This is a genomic window from Brevundimonas albigilva, assembly GCF_023573565.1.
In the GTDB taxonomy this organism is placed as follows: domain Bacteria; phylum Pseudomonadota; class Alphaproteobacteria; order Caulobacterales; family Caulobacteraceae; genus Brevundimonas; species Brevundimonas albigilva.
The window spans coordinates 2,009,788-2,029,377 of sequence record NZ_CP097649.1 but is presented as its reverse complement, the minus strand read 5'-3'; the positions used below and the strand labels follow the sequence as shown (position 1 = coordinate 2,029,377).

General features: G+C 69.8%; 24 protein-coding genes. 12 read left to right on the top strand and 12 right to left on the bottom strand.

Annotated elements, in window-relative coordinates; translation table 11 throughout:
- Positions 1 to 3: 3 nt before the first annotated feature.
- The 4 genes from ygfZ to M8231_RS10155 form a co-directional block, all read right to left on the bottom strand.
- Positions 4 to 813 carry a CAF17-like 4Fe-4S cluster assembly/insertion protein YgfZ gene (ygfZ, locus tag M8231_RS10170; RefSeq protein ID WP_249750068.1) on the bottom strand — a complete coding sequence of 270 codons (810 nt, stop codon included), beginning with the start codon at positions 811 to 813 and terminating at the stop codon, positions 4 to 6.
- Between the two features lie 83 nt (positions 814 to 896).
- On the bottom strand, positions 897 to 1,274 hold the full coding sequence (locus M8231_RS10165; RefSeq protein ID WP_250201409.1) for a nuclear transport factor 2 family protein: 378 nt from the start codon (positions 1,272 to 1,274) through the stop codon (positions 897 to 899).
- Between the two features lie 118 nt (positions 1,275 to 1,392).
- Positions 1,393 to 1,938, bottom strand: a complete 546-nt coding sequence (locus M8231_RS10160) for a hypothetical protein (RefSeq protein ID WP_250201408.1) — start codon at positions 1,936 to 1,938, stop codon at positions 1,393 to 1,395.
- Complete coding sequence (locus M8231_RS10155) at positions 1,935 to 2,168, bottom strand: hypothetical protein (RefSeq protein ID WP_249750071.1); 234 nt, start codon at positions 2,166 to 2,168, stop codon at positions 1,935 to 1,937. Before M8231_RS10155 ends, M8231_RS10160 begins: the two co-directional genes overlap by 4 nt.
- 86 nt (positions 2,169 to 2,254) lie before the next feature.
- On the opposite strand from M8231_RS10155, the gene M8231_RS10150 reads away from it, so the two are divergent.
- The 3 genes from M8231_RS10150 to M8231_RS10140 all read left to right on the top strand — a co-directional run bounded on the left by M8231_RS10150 (position 2,255) and on the right by M8231_RS10140 (position 5,584).
- Positions 2,255 to 3,217: a glycosyltransferase family 9 protein gene (locus M8231_RS10150; protein ID WP_249750072.1), complete on the top strand. Its 963-nt coding sequence runs from the start codon at positions 2,255 to 2,257 to the stop codon at positions 3,215 to 3,217.
- 164 nt (positions 3,218 to 3,381) lie between these two features.
- Positions 3,382 to 4,713 (top strand): dihydroorotase, encoded by a 1,332-nt coding sequence (locus M8231_RS10145; protein WP_250201407.1) that lies wholly within the window; start codon positions 3,382 to 3,384, stop codon positions 4,711 to 4,713.
- A gap of 130 nt (positions 4,714 to 4,843) precedes the next feature.
- Positions 4,844 to 5,584 (top strand): prephenate dehydrogenase/arogenate dehydrogenase family protein, encoded by a 741-nt coding sequence (locus M8231_RS10140; protein ID WP_249750074.1) that lies wholly within the window; start codon positions 4,844 to 4,846, stop codon positions 5,582 to 5,584.
- Between the two features lie 2 nt (positions 5,585 to 5,586).
- On the opposite strand, the gene M8231_RS10135 is transcribed toward M8231_RS10140, so the two are convergent.
- From M8231_RS10135 to M8231_RS10115, 5 genes are all read right to left on the bottom strand, one after another.
- Positions 5,587 to 5,961 (bottom strand): ammonium transporter, encoded by a 375-nt coding sequence (locus tag M8231_RS10135; protein WP_249750075.1) that lies wholly within the window; start codon positions 5,959 to 5,961, stop codon positions 5,587 to 5,589.
- The gene (locus tag M8231_RS10130; protein ID WP_249750076.1) at positions 5,958 to 6,254 is read right to left on the bottom strand and encodes an autorepressor SdpR family transcription factor; all 297 of its coding nucleotides are present in this window, start codon (positions 6,252 to 6,254) and stop codon (positions 5,958 to 5,960) included. Before M8231_RS10130 ends, M8231_RS10135 begins: the two co-directional genes overlap by 4 nt.
- Before the next feature lie 69 nt (positions 6,255 to 6,323).
- Entirely contained in the window at positions 6,324 to 7,268 is a 945-nt protein-coding gene (locus tag M8231_RS10125) for an alpha/beta hydrolase (protein WP_249750077.1), read from the bottom strand.
- Positions 7,269 to 7,300: 32 nt separating this feature from the next.
- Complete coding sequence (locus M8231_RS10120) at positions 7,301 to 7,981, bottom strand: SdpI family protein (protein WP_249750078.1); 681 nt, start codon at positions 7,979 to 7,981, stop codon at positions 7,301 to 7,303.
- Entirely contained in the window at positions 7,978 to 8,286 is a 309-nt protein-coding gene (locus tag M8231_RS10115) for a metalloregulator ArsR/SmtB family transcription factor (RefSeq protein ID WP_249750079.1), read from the bottom strand. Before M8231_RS10115 ends, M8231_RS10120 begins: the two co-directional genes overlap by 4 nt.
- A gap of 137 nt (positions 8,287 to 8,423) precedes the next feature.
- Between M8231_RS10115 and M8231_RS10110 the strand changes: the two genes are divergently transcribed.
- Genes M8231_RS10110 through M8231_RS10100 form a run of 3 tightly spaced genes read left to right on the top strand, consistent with a single transcriptional unit; the run spans position 8,424 to position 11,892 of the window.
- Positions 8,424 to 10,601, top strand: a complete 2,178-nt coding sequence (locus M8231_RS10110; protein WP_250201406.1) for a TonB-dependent receptor — start codon at positions 8,424 to 8,426, stop codon at positions 10,599 to 10,601.
- Complete coding sequence (locus tag M8231_RS10105) at positions 10,511 to 11,695, top strand: PepSY-associated TM helix domain-containing protein (RefSeq protein WP_250201405.1); 1,185 nt, start codon at positions 10,511 to 10,513, stop codon at positions 11,693 to 11,695. Before M8231_RS10110 ends, M8231_RS10105 begins: the two co-directional genes overlap by 91 nt.
- Positions 11,692 to 11,892, top strand: coding sequence for a hypothetical protein (locus M8231_RS10100; RefSeq protein ID WP_249750081.1), 201 nt, complete (start codon positions 11,692 to 11,694; stop codon positions 11,890 to 11,892). The genes M8231_RS10105 and M8231_RS10100 overlap by 4 nt, the downstream gene beginning before the upstream one ends.
- Positions 11,893 to 11,898: 6 nt before the next feature.
- Here M8231_RS10100 and M8231_RS10095 read toward each other — a convergent pair whose 3' ends face one another.
- Positions 11,899 to 12,819 carry a hypothetical protein gene (locus M8231_RS10095; RefSeq protein WP_249750082.1) on the bottom strand — a complete coding sequence of 307 codons (921 nt, stop codon included), beginning with the start codon at positions 12,817 to 12,819 and terminating at the stop codon, positions 11,899 to 11,901.
- Between the two features lie 83 nt (positions 12,820 to 12,902).
- Positions 12,903 to 13,220: an iron-sulfur cluster insertion protein ErpA gene (gene erpA / locus M8231_RS10090; protein ID WP_249751973.1), complete on the bottom strand. Its 318-nt coding sequence runs from the start codon at positions 13,218 to 13,220 to the stop codon at positions 12,903 to 12,905.
- Between the two features lie 129 nt (positions 13,221 to 13,349).
- Between erpA and M8231_RS10085 the strand changes: the two genes are divergently transcribed.
- From M8231_RS10085 to scpB, 5 genes are all read left to right on the top strand, one after another.
- On the top strand, positions 13,350 to 14,540 hold the full coding sequence (locus M8231_RS10085; RefSeq protein ID WP_250201404.1) for a deoxyguanosinetriphosphate triphosphohydrolase: 1,191 nt from the start codon (positions 13,350 to 13,352) through the stop codon (positions 14,538 to 14,540).
- A 78-nt stretch (positions 14,541 to 14,618) separates the two neighbouring features.
- Complete coding sequence (locus tag M8231_RS10080; protein WP_249750083.1) at positions 14,619 to 15,407, top strand: SPOR domain-containing protein; 789 nt, start codon at positions 14,619 to 14,621, stop codon at positions 15,405 to 15,407.
- Complete coding sequence (nagZ, locus tag M8231_RS10075) at positions 15,404 to 16,453, top strand: beta-N-acetylhexosaminidase (RefSeq protein WP_249750084.1); 1,050 nt, start codon at positions 15,404 to 15,406, stop codon at positions 16,451 to 16,453. Before M8231_RS10080 ends, nagZ begins: the two co-directional genes overlap by 4 nt.
- Before the next feature lie 48 nt (positions 16,454 to 16,501).
- On the top strand, positions 16,502 to 17,335 hold the full coding sequence (locus M8231_RS10070) for a segregation and condensation protein A (RefSeq protein ID WP_249750085.1): 834 nt from the start codon (positions 16,502 to 16,504) through the stop codon (positions 17,333 to 17,335).
- On the top strand, positions 17,328 to 17,999 hold the full coding sequence (gene scpB, locus M8231_RS10065; RefSeq protein ID WP_250201403.1) for an SMC-Scp complex subunit ScpB: 672 nt from the start codon (positions 17,328 to 17,330) through the stop codon (positions 17,997 to 17,999). Before M8231_RS10070 ends, scpB begins: the two co-directional genes overlap by 8 nt.
- 6 nt (positions 18,000 to 18,005) lie before the next feature.
- Here the strand turns inward: scpB and ispH are convergent, their stop codons facing one another.
- Complete coding sequence (ispH, locus tag M8231_RS10060) at positions 18,006 to 18,977, bottom strand: 4-hydroxy-3-methylbut-2-enyl diphosphate reductase (RefSeq protein WP_250201402.1); 972 nt, start codon at positions 18,975 to 18,977, stop codon at positions 18,006 to 18,008.
- Positions 18,978 to 19,227: 250 nt separating this feature from the next.
- On the opposite strand from ispH, the gene M8231_RS10055 reads away from it, so the two are divergent.
- Entirely contained in the window at positions 19,228 to 19,587 is a 360-nt protein-coding gene (locus tag M8231_RS10055; RefSeq protein WP_250201401.1) for an AtpZ/AtpI family protein, read from the top strand.
- The last annotated feature ends 3 nt before the right edge of the window (positions 19,588 to 19,590 follow it).

Here is a 19,590-nt window from a genome sequence, read left to right as displayed (position 1 = left end):
TCTTCAGGATCGGTTTTCGGGCGGGGCGAAGGCCTCGGCGCTCATCCAGGCCGGGCGGCGCACGCGCACGGGTCGGCCGTCCACGGTCAGGTCGCCGTCCAGGCGGTCCAGGCGAAGCAGGGCCATGGCCGAGCCGTCGCGCCCGGACAGGACCTGGCCGGCGCGCAGATCGCCCTGCAGGACCTCGGCGCCGAAGAGCGGGGGCGGGCCGTCGAAGTCCAGCGGCGCCATGCGGCTCTTGATCGTTCCGCGCCGCTTCATGCGCGAGGTCGTCTCCTGGCCGACGAAACAGCCCTTGGCGAAGTCGACGCCGTTCAGCAGGTCGAAGTCCGCCTCGATCGGATAGGTCTTGTCGGCGGGGGCGTCGGTCGCCGGATCGGGGACGCCGACGGCCAGGCGATGGGCGTCGTAGTCCGCCTCGGTCGCGTCGGCCGTAGCCTCGCCATAGAAGCGCCCGCCCAGCAGCGGTGTGCGCGGGTCGGCCAGGAAACCGGCGGGCGTTTCGGGCCAGGCGGCGAAGACGGGCCGGTCGTCGGCGGCGATCTGAACCTTGGCGCGCAGCCGATACATCGACAGGCGCTGCAGCAGGGCGTCGCGCCGGTCGGCGGCGACGTCCAGCAGGACGCCGTCCTCCGTTCCGAGGATGAACAGGTCGAACAGCAGCCGGCCCGGCGGGGAGAGCAGGGCGCCGAACCGCAGTTCGCCGGGCGCCAGTCCCTCGACGTCCTGGGTCAGCAGATTGTGCAGGAACGGCCGCGCGTCGGCGCCGGTGACGGCGATCAGAGCGCGGCTGGACAGGCGGGCGACGGGCATGGGCGCTAGATAGGGCCGGGCGGCGAATGTCTCCAGACGGCGCCGCGTGCAAAAATCGGTGTGGAGGGTATGGCGGGGTCGGGTCAGAACATGGTGTTGGCGTGGGCGGCCTGTTCGGGCACGCGTTGCAGCACGTCCCAGTGTTCAACGATGCGGCCGTTCTGGAAGCGGAAGATGTCGATGCCGGCCCAGTCGCTGTCGCCCGGCCATTCCTGGCGGGTGTGCAGAACCACCAGATCGTCCTGGCCCAGGGCGCGGACGATGTGGACGCGCTTGCCGGGATAGTCGCGGGCCATCCGCTCGAAATAGGCGATGAAGCCGTCCTTCCCGTCCGGCACGACCGGATTGTGCTGGACGTAGCGGTCGCCGACATAGGCTTCGACCGCCTCGCGGGGGCGGCTCTGGTTGAACATCAGGTCGTAGAAGGCGCGCGCGGCGCGGATGTTGGCCTCGACGGTCATGGGCGTTGCTCCGGCGCGGAACGTGGAAATGTCCGTGGATGTCACGGGGACGATCCTACCACGGCGCTGCGAAGTCCGTGTCCTCCGTCTCGCCGCCATACGTGCCCTGAATGGCGCCTCAGACCACGGCGTAGCGCGTCTCGAACCCGTCCGGCTGGAAGTCGTGTTCGCCCAGCCGGTCCAGGGCGCGCAGGGTCCGGGCCAGGAAGTCGGCCGGATCGGCGTCTTCGACCGCCGGGCGCAGCCAGCCGGTGACGACAGCGCGGGCCGGATAGGTTCCGACCGGGCCGGGGATGCTGAGCGCCACCTCGACGCCCTCGGCGATCCAGCCCGCGACGGTCGCGAAGAAGTCCATCGAGCCCAGGAAGTCGGACGGGCGCACGACATAGAGGGTGATGACCCCGTCCTCGACCCCGTCGGGGCGGACGATCACGCCGCTGCGGTCGGGGCGCCAGTCGTCCGACAATTCGACCGCGCGCCACAGGCAGAACCAGATGCGGCAGGTCTGGGGGCGCACCTCGTGCACCGAGCAGCCCGCGTCGTTGACGCAATAGGCGCACAGCTGGCCCGTGGGCTTGGCCAGTTCCGGCAGGTCCAGCGGGATGACGCGGCAGCACTCGACGCAGCCGCCGCAGGTCCGACCCGGCAGGAGCGGCAGGCTCAAGTCAGGCCCAGGTCGCGCTCGAGGGCGGCGATGCGGCGGTCCCTGTCGGCGACCATCTCTTCCAGACGCCGCTTTTCCGACGCCATGTCGACCGGCGTTCCGTCCTCGTAGCTGAGGGTCGCGCCCCTGGCGATCAGGTCCAACCGGTGGATGGCGGTGACGCGCTGGTCCCGATAGCGTTCCAGGGCGGCGGTCGCGGCGGTCGCGGCGGGATCGGGGACGGTCTTCATCGCGTCGCTGTATCGCATCTTCGAGACGGTGGAAAAACCCACGCGGGCGCTGAAATCGGTGCGGAATCCCTTTAGTCGTTCATCGGATGATCGGGCGCTTTCCCATCCTGTATATCGCCGAGGCGGACGCCGAGGACGCCGTGCTGTCGTCGGGCGTCCTGGCGCACCTGGTCGAAAGCCTGCCCCAGGCGCGGTTCACCGTGGTCGGGTCCGCCGCCTCGGCGCCGCTGTTCGCCGACACGCCGCGACTGGATCAACTGATGGTTCTGGAGCGCGAGGGCCATTTCGAATGGCTGGCGCTGTGGAACCAGGTGCGGGCGACGAAGTGGGGGCTGGTCGTGGACATGCGCGGTTCGGCCCTGTCGGGCAAGCTGCGGCGACAGAAGCGGGCCGTCCGGGGCGAGGACCCGCCGGGCCTGCACGCGGTCGAGGCGGCCGCGCGCGTGCTGAAGCTGGAGCCGGACGAGACGCCGGCGCCGCGGCTGTATGTCTCGGACGACACGACGGCGCAGGTCGAGACGATGATCCCGACGAGCGGCGGCGACGGGCCCATCCTGGCGGTCGGGCCGGGGGTCGAATGGATGGGCAGGCGCTGGCCGGCCGAACGCTACGCCAAGGTGGCGACCAAGCTGCTGGCCGACGACGGGCCGCTGGCGGGGGGACGGCTGATGATCGTGGGCGAGGAGATCGACCGCGAGGCGGCCCACACCATCCGCTACGCCGTGCCGCGCGCGCGGGTGATCGAGCTGCAGGGCAGGCTGACGCGGCTGCAGACGGTCGCGGCCCTGTCGAAGGCGCGGCTGTATGTCGGGGCGGATTCGATCTGGACCCAGCTGGCGGTGGCGGCGGGCGTGCCTGTCGTCGCCGCCTTCGGGCCGTCGGACGAGGCGACGCGCGGACCCTGGAAGGGCGTGGCGGTGCGCGGACCGCGCAGCTTCGAGGAGTTCCGAAGGCTGGACCCGAACCTGAACCAGGCGATCCAGCACATGATGGACCTGCCGTGGGAGCGGGTGCTGAAGGCGGCGCAGAAGGTGTTGCGGGAGGGGTGACCTTTCCTGCCGTCATCCTCGGGCTTGACCCGAGGATCGAGGGTTCCGCAAGCGCGGTGGAGTCCGGTAGAAAGCAGCCGCCGATGCATCGCCTGTCGCGATGCGGAGGGTCCGATCCTCGAGTCTAGCCCGAGGATGACGGTGATGGATACGAGGATGGTGCGATGACCCAGACCTATGACCTGATCGTGCGCGGCGGCGAGGTGGCCAACCACGCCGGGCGCGGCATGGCCGACGTCGGCGTGATCGACGGCAAGATCGCCTTCATCGGCGACCTGAGCCAGGCCTCGGCCGGCGAGACCTTCGACGCGACCGGCCTGACCGTCCTGCCCGGCGTGATCGACACCCAGGTCCATTTCCGCGAGCCGGGGCTGGAGTGGAAGGAGGACCTGGAGACCGGGTCGCGCGCGGCGGCCCTGGGCGGCGTCGTCGCCGTTTTCGAGATGCCGAACACCAATCCCAACACCACCGACCCGGACACAATGGCGGACAAGCTGGCGCGGGCGAAGGACCGGATGTGGACCGACCACGCCTTCTACATCGGCGGCACCCACGAGAACGCCGACTATCTGGGCGAACTGGAGCGGCTGCCCGGCTGCTGCGGGGTCAAGGTGTTCATGGGCGCCTCGACCGGCGACCTGCTGATCGCCGACGACGACGGGGTTCGCAAGGTGCTGAGCAATGTGCGCCGTCGGGCCACCTTCCACTCTGAGGACGAATACCGGCTGGTCGAGCGGCGCGGTCTGGCCCGCACCGGCGACTGGACCAGCCATCCCGAGGTGCGCGACGCCGAGAGCGCCATCCGTTCGACGCGGCGCCTTGTCGGCCTGGCCCGGGAAACGGGCGCGCGCATCCATGTGCTGCACGTCACGACCAAGGACGAGATGGAATATCTGCGCTTCCACAAGGATGTCGCGACCGTCGAGATCACGCCCCAGCACCTGACGCTGGTGGGGCCGGAAGCCTATGAGCGGCTGGGCAGCTACGCCCAGATGAACCCGCCGATCAGGTCGCAGGACCATGTGGACGCCCTGTGGCTGTGGGGCATGCAGCAGGGCGTGGCCGACGTGCTGGGGTCCGACCACGCGCCGCACACCAAGGAGGAGAAGGCCAAGCCCTATCCCGCGTCTCCGTCCGGGATGCCGGGGGTGCAGACGCTGGTGCCGCTGATGCTGACCCATGTCGCGAACGGCCGGCTGAGCCTGGAGCGGTTCATCGACCTGACCTCGGGCGGGGCGCAGCGGGTGTTCGGCACGGCGAACAAGGGCCGCATGGCCGTCAGTTATGACGCCGATCTGACCATCGTCGATCTGAAGGCCAAGCGGACCATCACGCACGACCAGCAGGCCACGCGCTGCGGCTGGACCCCGTTCGACGGTGTGGAGGCCACCGGCTGGCCGATGGCGACCCTCGTGCGCGGCCGGGTGGTGATGCAGGACGGCGAACTGATCGGATCGGCGCACGGCCGGCCGGTGCGGTTCCAGGAGACGCTGTGAATTCCATGTCGTTCACTGTCGTCATCCTCGGGCTTGATCCGAGGATCGGAAGGGCGACCGCCTCGCGCCTGGGGCGGGCGCACAGCCCGATCTGCGGCCGGTCATCGGGTCAAGCCCGAGGATGACGGGGATGGCGGGGGCGTCGAAACCTCGTCTCGGCCTGATCGGCTTCGGCGCCTTCGGGCGGCTGACGGCTCGATATCTGGCGGCGTCGTTCCAGGTGATCGCCCACGACCCGGCCGCGACGGACGGCGAGGGCGTCGCGACCCTGGCCGACCTGGGGGCGGCGGCCGCCTGTCCGGTCGTGATCCTGGCCGTGCCGGTCGGGGCGCTGGAGGAGACGCTCGCGGCGATCACGCCCCACCTGCAGCCCGACGCCCTGGTGATCGACGTCGGCTCTGTGAAGGTGAAGCCGGCGCGGGCGATGCAGGCCGCCTTGCCGCCTGGCGTGCGGATCGTGGGTACGCACCCATTGTTCGGGCCGCAGAGCGCGCGCGACGGGATCGCGGGGTTCAGGATCGCGGTGTGCGAGGTGCGGGGCGCCAAGGCCGCCCGCCGCGTGGCCGCCTTCTGCCGCCGGGCGCTGACGCTCAAGGTGTTTCAGGTCAGCCCTGAGGATCACGACCGCGAGGCCGCGACGGTGCAGGGGCTGACGCATCTGATCGCGCGGGTGCTGCTGAAGATGGAGCCCCTGCCGACGCGCATGACCACCGCCAGCTTCGAGCGGCTGATGCAGGCGGTGGACATGGTGCGCCACGACAGCCCGGCGGTGTTCCACGCCATCGAACGCGACAATCCCTACGCCGCCGGGGTTCGCGACCGCTTCTTCGCCCTGGCCGAGATGGCGCGGGGGGAGTTGGACGAGGGATAGGCTCAGACCGCCCGCGCGCCGGCCCGCAGCGACAGGCAGTATGCCAGCGTCACCGCCATGCCCGCGATCACCGCGCCGCAGCCGCCGATCAGGGCGACCGGGAAGGGGGCGAAGGCCCACAGGGCGGCGTAGGTCAGGCCGCTGATCGCCATCGACCAGCCGGCGACGCGGTTGACGCGGCGGGCGTGGGCGCTGGGGGCGAAGGTCTTGGGCAGGCGGTTGCCGTACCACGCGATCATCAGGCCGGTCGCGCCCAGGACGATGCGATTGACCGCGTCGCCGCCGAGATAGCCCATGTCGCGCGCCGTCGAGGCGGCCAGGGCCACGGCGATCAGGCCGCCGGCCCAGATCAGGCTGGGGATCAGGTCGTGTCTCATCGAGCGGTCTCCTCCGCGGGCCGGGGCGTTTCCGCGCCGGGTTCGAATGACTGGACGAAGCCCAGCAGCGCCTCTTCGAGCACCGACAGCTTCAGGTGATAGAGGACGGACTTCCCGGCCTTCTCCGCATGGACCAGGTCGGCCTCCTTCAGCACCGCAAAGTGCGCCGACATGGTCGGCTTGGAGACGTCGAACCGGTCGCTGATCTCGCCCGCGCTCATCGGCCCCTGGCGAAGGAGCTGAAGCACCCGGCGACGGGTAGGATCGGAAAGGGCCTTGAATACCGAACTCATGATGTGATGATTAGCTAATCGTCGAAATGAGTCAAGGCCGATGTGGACGTACGCCAGCGCCAGGGAGCATCAGGGGGCGGCGTTCGCCTTGATGAAGGCCGCCACATCCCGCGCCACGCCGGGGGCCAGCGGCAGGTCGGGATCGGCGTAGGTCGCCAGGTTGCCGGCGCGGTCGACGGGGGCGGTCTTGAGGACGTGGTTGACCCCGTCCCACAGTTTCAGGGTCGCGTCCGGATCGGCGGCGGCCAGGGTCTGGGCGTCGACGACGCCGACCTGGATGTCGGTGGTCCCCTGGCCGATGAAGACCGGCCCCTCGTAGGCGGCCAGCAGGGCGGCGGGATCCAGCGGCAGCCACGAGATCAGATAGGGCTGGACCGACGGGCGGAACAGGGCGGCCAGGGCGGCGGGCGGATCGGCGACCGTGCGGCCCGCCTCCAGCTGGGTCAGGGCGTCATAAGCCTGGGTCTTCAGCGGCTCGGGCACGGCGGTCAGCTGTTCGCGCAACACCACCCCCGCCGGGCGCCCGGCGCCCGACAGCAGGACCAGGCCGCAGATCCTGTCGTCGTCGGGGCTCGGGCCGTCCTGCACGGCCTGGAGAGCGACCAGGGCGCCCTCGCTGTGACCGATCAGCCAGGCGCAGGGCTGGTTCGTCAGACGCGCGGCCTGGGCGGCCCAGGCGCGGGCGTCGGCGGCGTAGTCCGAGAAGCGCAGCTTCGTCTCGTCGAAGCCGGCGGCGGCGCTGGCGCCGATCCCGCGCTTGTCGATGCGGACGGTGGCGATCCCTTCGGCGGCCAGTCCCTCGGCCAGCAGGCGATAGGTCGAGGCGCGGATGGCCGGCGCCTGGTTCCCGTCGCGGTCGGTGGGGCCGGAACCGGGCAGGATGACCACGACGGCCGAGGGCGCGCCGTCCGGGCTCAGCAGGGTTCCCGACAGCGGCGCGGGCTGGGCCGGCAGGGTCACGTCGGCGGCGGTCGGTCCGGCCAGCAGGGCGGCTGCGGCGAGCAGGGTCAGCATGATCGAATTCTCCGGCGGTCGAGGCTGGGGTGTCAGAAGGGCTGGCGGTCGGGATCGCTGCGCCAGACGCGCCAGCTTTCGACTATGGGCCAGATCGCCGCGACCAAAATCATCACGACCATGGCGATGGAGGCCGCCGGCTGGGGCGCGATCGGGGCGGCCACGATCAGGCCCAGGCCGATCCAGAAGAACAGCCGTCCGGCCAGGCGGTTGGACCGGTCCCAGGCGAGGCGGCTCTTGTAGCTCCAGGGCGTGCGGACGCCGACGATCGGATTGGGGCCGACACGGCCCAGGCCGCCGCCCACCACAGCCAGGATCAGACCGGTGACGGCCATGGCCCAGCCGATCGCGGGCGGCTGTCCGTTCGTCATGGCGCCGACGGTGAACCACAGGATCAGGCCCGTGACCCCGCCGATGCTGACCAGGGACACCATCTGGCCCATACGCAGGCTGCGCCGGCGGGCGGGGTCCTCCGCCTTCTCGGCGTACCAGCCCATCATGCCGGCGGTGATCGCGGTCATGGCGGCCATGAAGCCGAGCAGCACGGCCAGTTCCGTGCGGTCGCCCCAGCGGTCGGGTTCGCCCCGCGTGTTGAAATGCATCGGATAGGCGACGTCCGGCGCGCGTGTCGCGGCCCACAGCGCCATGGCCAGGATCACCACGGTCATGATCGCGGTGGCGATGTCCAGAAGCGTCAAGCGGCGGGTCGTCATTTGGGCGTCTCCTGCGGTTTGAGCGGGGCGGGGGCGTCGGCGCGGCTTCCAGCGCCGGCGATGTCCATCAGGAAGGCCATGGCCTCCTCGACGGCGGAGATTTCCAGGCGATAGCGGATGGTCTGGCCGTCGCGCTCGGGGCTGACCAGGCCGGCTTCCTTCAGGGCGTTGAGGTGGCCGGTTATGGTGGGCCAGCTCATGTCGAAGGCGGCGGCGATGTCGCCTGACGCCAGCGGGCCCGCGCGCAGCATGGCGATGATGCGACGGCGCACGGGATGCGACAGGGCCTTGAACAGAGTGTTCATAGCGACATCCCTAATTAGGAGAACTGCTAATTACAAGTGGCGGACTCGAACATTCCGGCCTTCCGCCATTGCAAAGCAGTCGCAACGGCGCGTAGAGAGCGCCGTCTCCTCCTCCTCCTGAGAATGCGTTGCAATTCATGGTTCGCTCCTCCCGCCGCCGTTTCGCCTGCGCCGCCAGCCTGCTGGCGCTGACCGTCGCCGCCCCCGCCCTGGCCCAGACCGGCGGTGCGGAGCCCGCCCAGCTGGACGAGATCGTGGTGACCGGATCGCAGGTGCGGCTGCCGGGCGCGGCGGCGGGCGGCCAGGTGGCCACGGGCGGCCGGGTCGGCCTGTTCGGCAATCTGGATGCGATGGACACGCCGTTCGCCTCGACCAGCTACACCGAGAAGCTGGTGCGCGATCAGCAATCGCGCAGCATCGGCGACGTGCTGCAGAACGATCCGGTCGTGCGGGTGTCCAAGGGCTTCGGCAACTTCCAGGAGCTGTACGTCATCCGCGGCTTCCCGGTCTATTCGGACGACATGACCTACAACGGCCTGTACGGCGTGCTGCCGCGCCAGTTCGTGGCCGCCGAACTGGTCGAACGGGTCGAGGTGTTTCATGGCGCCACCGCCTTTCTGAACGGCGCGGCGCCGGGCGGCAGCGGCGTGGGCGGGGCCTTCAACCTGGTGCCCAAGCGGGCGGGATCCCAGCCGCTGACCCGCCTGACCGCCGGCGTGTCGGGCCATGATGAAATCTACGCCGCCGCCGACCTGGCCCGCCGCTTCGGCCAGGACGACGAATGGGGCGCGCGCCTGAACCTGGTCAGCCGCGACGGCGAGGGTTCGGTCGAGGGCGAGGACGGCCAGCTGCGCGTCGTCGGTCTGGGCCTGGATCGCCGGGGCGATCGTGCGCGCTTCTCGGCCGACCTGGGCTGGCAGGACCACCGCATCGACGCCCCGCGTCCGACCGTGACGCCGGCGGGCGCCATCCCGGCCCCGCCGTCGGCCGACGTCGACTTCGCCCAGCCCTGGACCTACACCGACGAGGAACAGCTGTTCGGCGCCGCGCGCGGCGAGTTCGACCTGACCGACGACGTCACCGTCTGGGCGGCCTTCGGCGGCCGGCAGGGCAAGGAGGACAACGTCCTGGCCAATCCGACGGCCCAGGCCGACGGGACCCTGAGCGCCTACCGTTTCGACAATGTGCGCGAGGACACGGTGTGGTCCGGCGACATCGGCGTCCGGGCCGATCTGACCACGGGGCCGGTGGGGCACCGGCTGGTCGCCTCGGCCTCGCAGGTGCAGTCCAAGTCCGAGAACGCCTACGCCTTCTCCGACTTCTCGGGCTTCCCCAGCGATCTGTATAATCCGGTGTTCACGCCCGCGCCCAACCCCGACTTCTTCGTCGGCGGCGACCTGGACGATCCGGGCGTGACCGAGCGGGTCAAGACCTCCTCCGTCGCCGTCGCCGATATGCTGAGCCTGTTCGACGGCCGCCTGCTGGCTACGATCGGCGCCCGCTACCAGGAGATCGAGACCAAGTCCTACGAGTATAATACGGGGGCCGGTCTCTCGTCCTATTCCAGCGATGCGATGACCCCGGCCTTCGCCCTGGTGTACAAGCCGTCCGACGCCATCTCGCTCTACGCCAACTACGCCGAGGCGCTGGTTCCGGGCACGACCGCGCCGGCGGTGGTCAACGGTGTGCGGGTCGTCAACGCCGGAGAGGTGCTCGAGCCCTATCGCGCAGAACAGATGGAAGTCGGCGCCAAGTACGACGCCGGTTCGTTCGGCGGCACGCTGAGCGTCTTCCGCACCACCTTGCCGTCCGCCTATTTCGACGCGGACACGGGCGTCTATAGCGACGGTGGCGAACAGGAAAATCAGGGCGTCGAGCTGACCGTGTTCGGCGAGCTGATCACGGGCCTGCGCCTGATCGGCGGCGCGACGTGGCTGGACACCGAGATCAACCAGGCGCTGAACCCGGCGCTGGAAGGCAAGTCGGCCATCGGCGTGCCGGACTTCCAGATCAACGCCAACGTCGAATGGGACGTGCCGGGGCTGGACGGCCTGACGCTGGAGGGGCGGGCGATCCACACCGGCTCGCAGGCCGCGAGCGCCGACAACACGGTCGAACTGGACAGCTGGACCCGCTTCGACGCGGGCGTCCGCTACGCCTTCGAGGCGGGCGGCAAGCCGCTGACCGTGCGGGCACGGGTCGAGAACGTGGCGGACGAGGACCAATGGGTCGCCGTCGGCGGTTATCCGGGGTCGAACTATCTGACGCTGGGCGCGCCGCGGACCTATCGCCTGTCGGTCTCCGCGGAGTTCTGAGGCGGATGAAGACGCGGACGATCCGCGCCTGGTCCTGGGTTCACAAATGGTCGAGCCTGGTCTCGACCCTGTTCCTGCTGATGTTGTGCCTGACCGGCCTGCCGCTGGTCTTCACCCATGAGCTGGACGAACTGCTGCTGGGCGACCAGGCCGCGACGGGCGATCTGGCCGCGCCGCGGCTGAGCCTGGACCGGGTTCTGGAAATCGCCCTGGCGAAAAGGCCCGGAGAGGTCCCCGCCTTCATGAGCTTCGACGAGGATCGGCCGGTGGTGAACGTCACCAGCATCGATCCCGACGGGCCGGCCGGGCGGTATACGTTCCAGCCGATCGACCAGACCACGGGGGCGGCCGCGCCGCCGGTGGCCGGCCATCCGGTGATGGAGTTCCTGCTGCAGCTGCACACCGACATGTTCCTGGGCCTGCCGGGGATGCTGTTCCTGGGGGCGATGGGGCTGCTGCTGGTGGCGGCGGTGGTGTCGGGCGTGGTGCTCTACGCCCCCTTCATGAGGCGGCTGCCGTTCGGCACGGTGCGGGTGAAGAAGGCCGCGCGGACGCGCTGGCTGGACTATCACAACCTGCTGGGCGTGGTGACGGTCGGCTGGGTGCTGGTGGTGGGGGTGACCGGCGTGGTCAACACCCTGGCGACGCCGATCCTGGCCTATTGGAAGGACACGGCGCTGAAGGAACTGACCGCGGCCTATGATTCGCCGGCGCCGACGGGCGAGCGCAGCTCGCTGGACGCGGCGGTGCAGCGGGCGCGGGCGGCCCTGCCGGGCATGCAGCTGCAGTTCGTGGCCTTTCCCGGCACGGCCTATTCGACCGACCACCACTATGCGGTCTTCTTCCACGGGGACACGCCGCTGACGACGCACATGACGACGCCGGCCCTGATCGACGCGCGGACGGGAGAGCTGGCGGCGGTGGCGCAGATGCCGTGGTATGTAAAGACGCTGTCGCTGTCGCAGCCGCTGCATTTCGGCGACTACGGCGGGATGGCGCTGAAGATCCTGTGGGCGCTGCTGGACCTGGCGACCATCGTCATCCTGGGCTCGGGCCTCTATCTGTGGCTGGTCAAGCGTCGGAGGCCGGCATGAGCCGTCCTCACCGCGCCAATCGAAAGGACCTGAGCCTGTGGGCGGTGTTCCGCGCGCCGATCGTGCTGTTCGTGCTGAGCCTGGCGGGCCTGGTCGGCGCCCTGCTGGAAGACGGCGCCTGGGACTGGATCGGCTCGGCGCTTCTGGCCTCGACCGTCGTGGCGACGGCCTGGGCCCTGGTCAGATCAAGAAGCTGAGCGCGCCTACTGTGTTTGGGCTACTCGGCGTGTCATCCGGTTGGCGATCTCTCGAACGTGGAGACCGGTGCTGGCGCTGTTCGCGCGCGCGGAATACAGGCTTTGCAGATAGGCCTTGTCCCATGATGACAGGCCTTCCGGCCGCGCGTCGGGGTCCGAAAGCAGGTTCAGAATGGTGTCCAGGTGCGCGGTCGATGTGTGGATGTCGATCCGCGCCAAGGAGATCATAGCCAGATAGTCGCCCAGTGCGTGCGGGTTGACTGGACCCAGACGGGATGTGTCGACGATGATCAAGGACCGGGTGATCACTGTTTCATGCGCGGCGCTCAGTCGCCCGCTGTTGGGGTAAAGTCCTATTGGAGCCCGGATTTCAAAAGTGCCTCGGGGACGGCCGATCCGGAACGCCTGCTCTATGCCCGTGGTCTCGCGGGCCATGTACCAGACACGCACTGTTTCCCCTGGCGCGCGAAACGCGGTCAGGGCGCTTTCGGCATTCTGATTGAGGCTGACGTAGAAGGAGAAGGCGGAAGGATGGGCGTCAGCCAGTTCGTTGGCCAGGCGGTCGGAATCGTCGGTGAAAATGACGAGGACGTTCGGAACGCAGCCGGGACCGCCGACGGCTCGTCCGGCGACGTGGGCGGCGGATGCAATCCGGTCGTTGAGCGTCTGGGCGATATCAGCGGGCAGGTTGACCACGCCGGGGCAGATGCGGGTGTCGAAGCGCGCAATCTGGCCTCCACGCTCGTGGACTTCGGACACGTCGGCTACGAAAGCCCGGACCACTTCATTAAGTCTTTGGGCGGTCACCTCCACCGGCGGTAGTTGGGTCGGCTCGGAGCCTTCTTGGGCCGTCGCCGGAGACGACAAGACGATGGCCAACGAAAGCACGCTGGCAACTAGACACCAACAACGGTCAAGTTTGCTCATTGCAATCTGTTCCCTTTGGGAAGATTGCAACTCATGCTAGATAAAATGTCAATCTACGCCCAGCATCGGGGGCGGGCTGCCGCCTAGATCGAGAAGCTGACGCCGCAGCCGCAGCTGGAGGCGGCGTTGGGGTTCTTGACCACGAATTGGGCGCCGGCCAGTTCGTCGACATAGGCGATCTCGGAGCCCTTCAGGAAGGGGATGGAGACCGGGTCGACCAGGGCGGTCTGGCCGTCCGCCTCGATGCGCAGGTCGTCGTCCTCAGCCGTCTCGACCAGGTCGAACCGGTACTGGAATCCCGAGCAGCCGCCGCCGTCCACCGCCACGCGCAGCATCAGCGCCTTGCCCTCGGCCGCGCCCAGTCTGGCCAGGCGCTTGGCGGCGCTGGCGGCCAGGACGATGCCTTCCGGCGCGCGCGGCGCGACCGAGAAGGCGGGTGTGGACGGTTCTGTGGATTGGACGGTGCTCACGCCTGTCTATATGAGGCGGGCGCGGGCGTTCGCAAAGGGCCCGCCTTCAAAGTTGATGACGTGAGCCAGACGCCCAGAGCCGCCTACGCCGAGCTGCCCGAGCTGACGAAGGGCCGCCGCTTCTTCGAGCCGCCCAGCCGCACGCGCACCCCCTTCGCCCGCGACCGCGACCGCATCATCCACGCCACCGCCTTTCGCCGCCTGAAGGAGAAGACCCAGGTCTTCGTGGCGCACGAGGGCGACCACTATCGCACCCGCCTGACCCATTCCCTGGAGGTGGCGCAGATCGCGCGGTCGCTGGCCCACGCGCTGCGGCTGGACGACGACCTGGCCGAGACCGTCGCCCTGGCCCACGACCTGGGTCATCCGCCCTTCGCCCACGCAGGTGAGGACGAGCTGGTCATCCAGATGGCCGAGTTCGGCGGCTTCGACCACAACGTGCAGAGCTTCCGCGTCGTCACGGAGCTGGAGAAGCGCTATCCGCAGTTCGAGGGCCTGAACCTGAGCTGGGAGACGGTCGAGGGCGTCATCAAGCACAATGGCCCTGTGGCGCACCGGCTGGACGAGCCGGCCTGGTCGGTGGTGCGGCCCTATCGGCAGGGCGGGGAGGCGGACTGGGACCTGGGGCTGGGCACCTTCACCTCTCTGGAGGCCCAGTGCGCGGCGATCGCCGACGACATCGCCTACAACAACCACGACGTCGACGACGGGGTGCAGGCGGGGCTGTTCACCCTGCGCGACCTGGATCAGGTGCCGCTGATCGGGCCGATCCTGGCCGAGGTGCGGCGCGACTGGCCCGGCATCGACGAGCGGATGCTGCGGATCGAGGCGGTGCGGCGCATGATCGGGGTGATGGTCGAGGACGTGCTGGCCGAGACGGCCCGGCGGATCGAGGACGACCGGGTCGGCTCGACGGAGGACGTGCGGTTGGCCAAGCGCACGATGGTCGACTTCTCGCGGTCCATGCACGCCGACCTGGCGGTGCTGCGCAAGTTCCTGTTCGAACGGATGTATCGCCACTACCGCGTCAACCGCACGCGAAGCCAGGCGCGGCGGGTATTGTCGCAGCTGTTCGAGCTGTTCATGGCCGAGCCGGAGGTGATGCCGCCGGAATGGGGGGCGCCCGCCATGACGGAGGATCGGACGCGGCGGGCGCGGGCGGTGTGCGACTACATCGCCGGCATGACCGACCGCTACGCCATCGAGGTGCACCAGAAGCTCTTCAGCCTCGACCTGGCGCTCGATCTGTGATTCGAAAGCGCGGGGCGGCGGGTTAGGATGGCGGATCGGCGCACCGATTCGCGCCGGATTGAGACGGCGGAGCGCCCCATGTCCTTCGATGACGACAACCGACCTGGCCGCGGCGCCTATACGCCGCCGACCGACGACGACCTGCCCTTCCGCCGCAACAGTTTCGATCCGCGCGACGGCGGCCGGCGCGTGGGCGGCGGGGGCGGCCGGACGCCGCCCGTGACCCTGATCGTCAGCGCGGCGGTGCTGCTGCTGCTGATCGTGGCCGTGATCTTCTTCTATCGCTCGGGCCTGCGCGCTTCGACCGACGCGCCGCCGGCGGTGGGCCAGCCCGTGGGCGAGATGAAGTCCGCACCGCCCATCGACGCCCAGCCGGTCGATCCGGCCGAGGGCGTTCGGGTCTATCGTGACGAGGCGACCGAGACGACCGACGCGCCGATCACCTTCACCCCGCCGCCGGAAGCGCCCCAGCCGCGTCCCGCCGCGCCGCCCGCATCGGCCCCGACCGGCCAGGGGCTGGCGCCAGCGGCCCCGGCGGCCTCGGCCACGCCTGCGCCGCGGCCCGCCCCGTCCGCCGCCTCGACGCCCGCCGCGCCGGCGCCAGCCCCTGCGCCCGCCGCGGCCGGGGGATCGGCCTCGGTCCAGATCGGGGCGTTCTCCTCCACCGAGATCGCGGATCGGGAATACGCCGCCGTGGCGGGACGCTTCGGCCAATACGCCTCGGGCGCCCAGAAGCGGGTGACGGAGGTGACGACGTCCAGCGGATCGACGCTCTATCGCACCGCCTTCGCGGGCCTGTCGCGCGAGCGGGCGACCGCCTTCTGCAACGCCCTGAAGGCGGCGGGCCGGGACTGCATCGTCCGGTGACGTCGGCCGCCATCTACGGCTGCGCCGGCCATCGGCTGACGGAGGCGGAAAAGGCCTTCTTCGCCGAGGCGCGGCCGTGGGGCTTCATCCTGTTCCGGCGCAACATCGACACGCCGGACCAGGTGCGGGCCCTGACCGACGAGATGCGGGCCGTGCTGGGCGATCCCGACGCGCCCGTCCTGATCGACCAGGAGGGCGGGCGGGTCCAGCGGATGGGCCCGCCGCACTGGCCGAAATACCCCCCGGCCGACGCCTATCTGAAGACGGCGAACGACGTGAACGCCGCGCGGGAGACGGTCCGGCTGGGCGCGCGGCTGATGGCCCGCGATCTGCGAGAGGTCGGCGTCACCGTCGACTGCCTGCCGGTCCTGGACACGCCGGTGCCCGGCGCCCACGACATCATCGGCGACCGCGCCTATGGCCGCGATCCGCAGACGGTCGCCCTCCTGGGCCGGGCGGCGGCGGAAGGGCTGCTGGCCGGGGGCGTGCTGCCCTGCATCAAGCATATGCCCGGGCACGGCCGCGCCTTCGCCGATACGCACAAGGCCCTGCCGACGGTCCATGCCGACCTGGACACGCTGGACGCCTGGGACTTCGCGCCGTTCAAGGCGCTGTCGGACATGCCCATCGGCATGACGGCCCATATCGTCTTCACCGCCATCGACCCGAAGCGCCCGGCCACGCAGTCGAAGGCCGCCATCCGCCTGATCCGCGAGCATCTGGGATTCAAGGGGCTGCTGCTGTCGGACGACCTGGTGATGAACGCCCTGTCCGGCAGTCTGACGCAGAGGGCGCACAAGGCGTTGAAGGCCGGCTGCGACATCGTCATCCACTGGAACGGCGACATGGACGAGATGCGCCAGGTCGCCCAGGGCGTTGGACCGCTGAAGGGCGGGGCGCGTCGCCGCGCCGAGGCCGCCCTGGCCCGGATCGTGCGCACGCCGGAACCGTTGGACCCCGTGGCCGCGCACGACCGCTTCTTCCGCACCGTGGGCGGGCGGCTGGACGCCGCCAAGGGACCGGACGTGGGAGAGGCGCAGACGTGATCCGCACGGCGCGGCCTCAAGTAGCGCAAGGCGCGATAGGCCCAGAAAATGTCTGAAGCGTTTCAGCCCAACCTGGATTTCAACGCCGAGGAGGTCGAGGACCGCGAGGCCTTCGTGGTCGACCTGGACGGATACGAGGGGCCGCTGCACGTGCTGCTGGCCCTGGCGCGGACGCAGAAGGTGGACCTGCTGAAGCTGTCGATCACCCAGCTGGCGGAACAGTATCTGGCCTTCGTGCATGAGGCGCGGCGGCGCAACTTCGCCCTGGCGGCGGACTATCTGGTGATGGCGTCGTGGCTGGCCTATCTGAAGTCGCGCCTGCTGCTGCCGCGCACCGACAAGGGCAAGCCGGAAGAGCCGCCGGCCGAGGAGATGGCCGCCGCCCTGGCGTTCCGCTTGCAGAAGCTGGAGGCGATGAGGAAGGCGGTGGAGCAGCTGATGGCGCGCCCCCAGCTGAAGCGCGACGTCTTCACGCGCGGCGATCCGGAGGCGACGGTGATCGTTCCATCCGACCGCATCGACGCCAGCCTGTATGAACTGATGAGCGCCTATGTGGTCCAGCGCAGGCGCGAGGAAGCCCGGCGATACGCCCCCGGCCAGCGCGTGGAGGCCTTTCCGCTGGAGGCGGCGCGCGACTGGCTGCGCGAGATCATGCCCAGACTGGCCGACTGGACCCCGCTGGATCGGGTCGCGCCGCACCGCCAGGACGAGGACGGCCCCAGTCAGGCCAGCTATACGGCGTCCACCCTTTCGGCCAGTCTGGAACTGGTCAAGGAGGGGGCGATGGACATCCGCCAGGCGCAGGCGTTCGCGGACCTGTATCTGAAGCGGCGCGGGGCAGCCGCTGGAAGTGAGGGGATGAGCGGATATTCTTATGTCTGACCTGTCGTTCCAGCCCGACGAAGCCGAGATCGAGCGGCGCGTGGAGGCCCTGCTGTTCGCCGCCGCCGGGCCGTTGAGCGCCGCCGAGATCGCCGCCCGCCTGCCGGACAACGTCAATGTGGCGCGCGCCCTGTCGGGCCTGCGCGCCCGCTACGAGGGGCGCGGGGTCGAGCTGGAGTGCGTGGCCGACCGCTGGCGGTTCCGCACCGCGCCGGACCTGGCCTTCATGATGACCGAGGAGCGCGAGGAGCCGCGCCGCCTGTCCAAGGCCGGGCTGGAGACCCTGGCCATCATCGCCTACCACCAGCCCGTCACCCGCGCCGAGATCGAGAGCGTGCGCGGCGTCAGCCTGTCGAAGGGCACGCTGGACCTGCTGCTGGAGATGGGGTTCGTGCGCCTGCGGGGGCGGCGGCGCACGCCGGGCCGGCCCGTGACCTACGCCACGACGGACCGCTTCCTGGAGCATTTCGGCCTGGCCACCCTGTACGATCTGCCCGGCGTCCAGGAGATGAAGGCGGCGGGCCTGCTGGACCTGTCGCTGCCGGTCGGTTTCGAGGTCCCGGATCCGACGCGCGCGTCCGAAGCCGACGACGAGGACGGAAGCCTGCCGCTGGAAGACGACGCCCCCGAGTTCGCCCAGGACTTCGTCGGCGAGGACCGCTGAAGCGGTTCAGGCCGTCAGCAGGCGGGGCAGTTTGAAGGTGACGGTCTCGCGCGCGCCGGCGTCCTCGGTGACGACGGCGTCGAAACGGGCGGCGATGGCGTCGACCAGGGCGGCGATCAGGGGTTCGGGCGCCGAGGCCCCGGCGGTGACGCCCACGGCGTCCACCCCCTCGAACCAGGCCCAGTCGACCTGGGAAGCGTCGTCGACCAGCCGGGCGTCGCGGGCGCCGGCGCGCATCGCCACCTCGACCAGCCGGGCCGAGTTGGACGAGTTCTTGGAGCCGACCACCAGCACCAGGTCGCAGCCCTGGCCCAGGGTCTTGACCGCCTCCTGCCGGTTGGTGGTGGCGTAGCAGATGTCTTCCTTGTGCGGATCGGGCAGTTCGGGAAAACGCCGCTTCAGCACCTTCAGTATGCCGGCGGTGTCGTCGACCGACAGGGTGGTCTGGGTGGCGTAGGCCAGGGGCTGGTCGCCGGGACGTTCGAACCGTTCGGCGTCCGCCTCGGTCTCGACCAGGCTGATGGCGCCGTCGGGCAGCTGGCCCATGGTGCCGATCACCTCCGGGTGGCCGGCGTGACCGATCAGGATGATGTGGCGGCCCGCGGCGTGGTGACGCTCGGCCTCGACATGGACCTTGGACACCAAGGGGCAGGTGGCGTCCAGAAACAGCATCTCGCGCGAGCGGGCCGTGGCCGGCACAGACTTGGGCACGCCGTGGGCCGAGAAGACGACCGGCCGGTCGTCGGGGCATTCGTCCAGTTCCTTGACGAAGACCGCGCCCATGGCCTTCAGCCGCTCGACCACATGGCGGTTGTGGACGATCTCGTGGCGCACATAGACCGGGGCGCCGTATTTCTCGATGGCGCGCTCGACGATCTGGATGGCCCGGTCCACCCCGGCGCAGAAGCCGCGCGGCGTCGCCAGGCGCACGGCGATCCGGCGACGTTCGGGGGCGGGGGGCGGCGCATGGACGTTCATGGCGCCAACCTAGTCGTTCCGATGCGGACCCGCCACGGCGGCGGGCCGCGCAAGGGCGGGGATTCTCACATCATCGAGAGCGACGCTTCGCCGCGCCGCGCCTGTGGGTGAAGAAAATCGAATGCAGACAAAGCCTTAAGTCGTGTGTCGCGCGCCTTGACCTATCGGCCGCTCACGATTAGTTTCCGCGCCGAATTCAGACCCGCCCGGACGCACTGTTCGGGCGCTGAGCGCACAGGCCCTGTCCCCTATGACGGAATCGCGTGAAGAGGCGATCAAACGCCTCCAGCAAAGCGCATCCGACCTGGAGGCGCGGACCACGGCGGAGAAATCCGCCGAACTGACCGGCCAGAAGGTGGCCGGGCAGGCCTACAAGATCATCGCCGAGCTGCTCGGCGGCGTCTTCGTGGGACTGGCGTTCGGTTTCGTCGCGGATTGGGTCCTGGGGACTCGTCCGTGGGGTTTGATCGGCGGCGTCCTTCTGGGCTTCGCCTTGTCGATTTACATGGCGCGCCGCACGGCCAACCGGCTGATGGCGCAGGCGAAGGCGCAAGGGACCACGGCTCCGTCCGAACCCTATGTCGAAGCCGGCGAAGACGAGGAACGATAAGGC

Excerpts from the sequence above, each read along its gene's own strand:
- ygfZ (WP_249750068.1), bottom strand. The coding sequence starts at position 813 with ATGCCCGTCGCCCGCCTGTCCAGCCGCGCTCTGATCGCCGTCACCGGC.
- M8231_RS10165 (WP_250201409.1), bottom strand. The coding sequence starts at position 1,274 with ATGACCGTCGAGGCCAACATCCGCGCCGCGCGCGCCTTCTACGACCTG.
- M8231_RS10155 (WP_249750071.1), bottom strand. The coding sequence starts at position 2,168 with ATGAAGACCGTCCCCGATCCCGCCGCGACCGCCGCGACCGCCGCCCTG.
- M8231_RS10150 (WP_249750072.1), top strand. The coding sequence starts at position 2,255 with ATGATCGGGCGCTTTCCCATCCTGTATATCGCCGAGGCGGACGCCGAG.
- M8231_RS10145 (WP_250201407.1), top strand. The coding sequence starts at position 3,382 with ATGACCCAGACCTATGACCTGATCGTGCGCGGCGGCGAGGTGGCCAAC.
- M8231_RS10140 (WP_249750074.1), top strand. The coding sequence starts at position 4,844 with ATGGCGGGGGCGTCGAAACCTCGTCTCGGCCTGATCGGCTTCGGCGCC.
- M8231_RS10135 (WP_249750075.1), bottom strand. The coding sequence starts at position 5,961 with ATGAGACACGACCTGATCCCCAGCCTGATCTGGGCCGGCGGCCTGATC.
- M8231_RS10130 (WP_249750076.1), bottom strand. The coding sequence starts at position 6,254 with ATGAGTTCGGTATTCAAGGCCCTTTCCGATCCTACCCGTCGCCGGGTG.
- M8231_RS10125 (WP_249750077.1), bottom strand. The coding sequence starts at position 7,268 with ATGCTGACCCTGCTCGCCGCAGCCGCCCTGCTGGCCGGACCGACCGCC.
- M8231_RS10120 (WP_249750078.1), bottom strand. The coding sequence starts at position 7,981 with ATGACGACCCGCCGCTTGACGCTTCTGGACATCGCCACCGCGATCATG.
- M8231_RS10115 (WP_249750079.1), bottom strand. The coding sequence starts at position 8,286 with ATGAACACTCTGTTCAAGGCCCTGTCGCATCCCGTGCGCCGTCGCATC.
- M8231_RS10110 (WP_250201406.1), top strand. The coding sequence starts at position 8,424 with ATGGTTCGCTCCTCCCGCCGCCGTTTCGCCTGCGCCGCCAGCCTGCTG.
- M8231_RS10105 (WP_250201405.1), top strand. The coding sequence starts at position 10,511 with ATGGGTCGCCGTCGGCGGTTATCCGGGGTCGAACTATCTGACGCTGGG.
- M8231_RS10100 (WP_249750081.1), top strand. The coding sequence starts at position 11,692 with ATGAGCCGTCCTCACCGCGCCAATCGAAAGGACCTGAGCCTGTGGGCG.
- M8231_RS10095 (WP_249750082.1), bottom strand. The coding sequence starts at position 12,819 with ATGAGCAAACTTGACCGTTGTTGGTGTCTAGTTGCCAGCGTGCTTTCG.
- M8231_RS10080 (WP_249750083.1), top strand. The coding sequence starts at position 14,619 with ATGTCCTTCGATGACGACAACCGACCTGGCCGCGGCGCCTATACGCCG.
- M8231_RS10070 (WP_249750085.1), top strand. The coding sequence starts at position 16,502 with ATGTCTGAAGCGTTTCAGCCCAACCTGGATTTCAACGCCGAGGAGGTC.
- scpB (WP_250201403.1), top strand. The coding sequence starts at position 17,328 with ATGTCTGACCTGTCGTTCCAGCCCGACGAAGCCGAGATCGAGCGGCGC.
- ispH (WP_250201402.1), bottom strand. The coding sequence starts at position 18,977 with ATGAACGTCCATGCGCCGCCCCCCGCCCCCGAACGTCGCCGGATCGCC.
- M8231_RS10055 (WP_250201401.1), top strand. The coding sequence starts at position 19,228 with ATGACGGAATCGCGTGAAGAGGCGATCAAACGCCTCCAGCAAAGCGCA.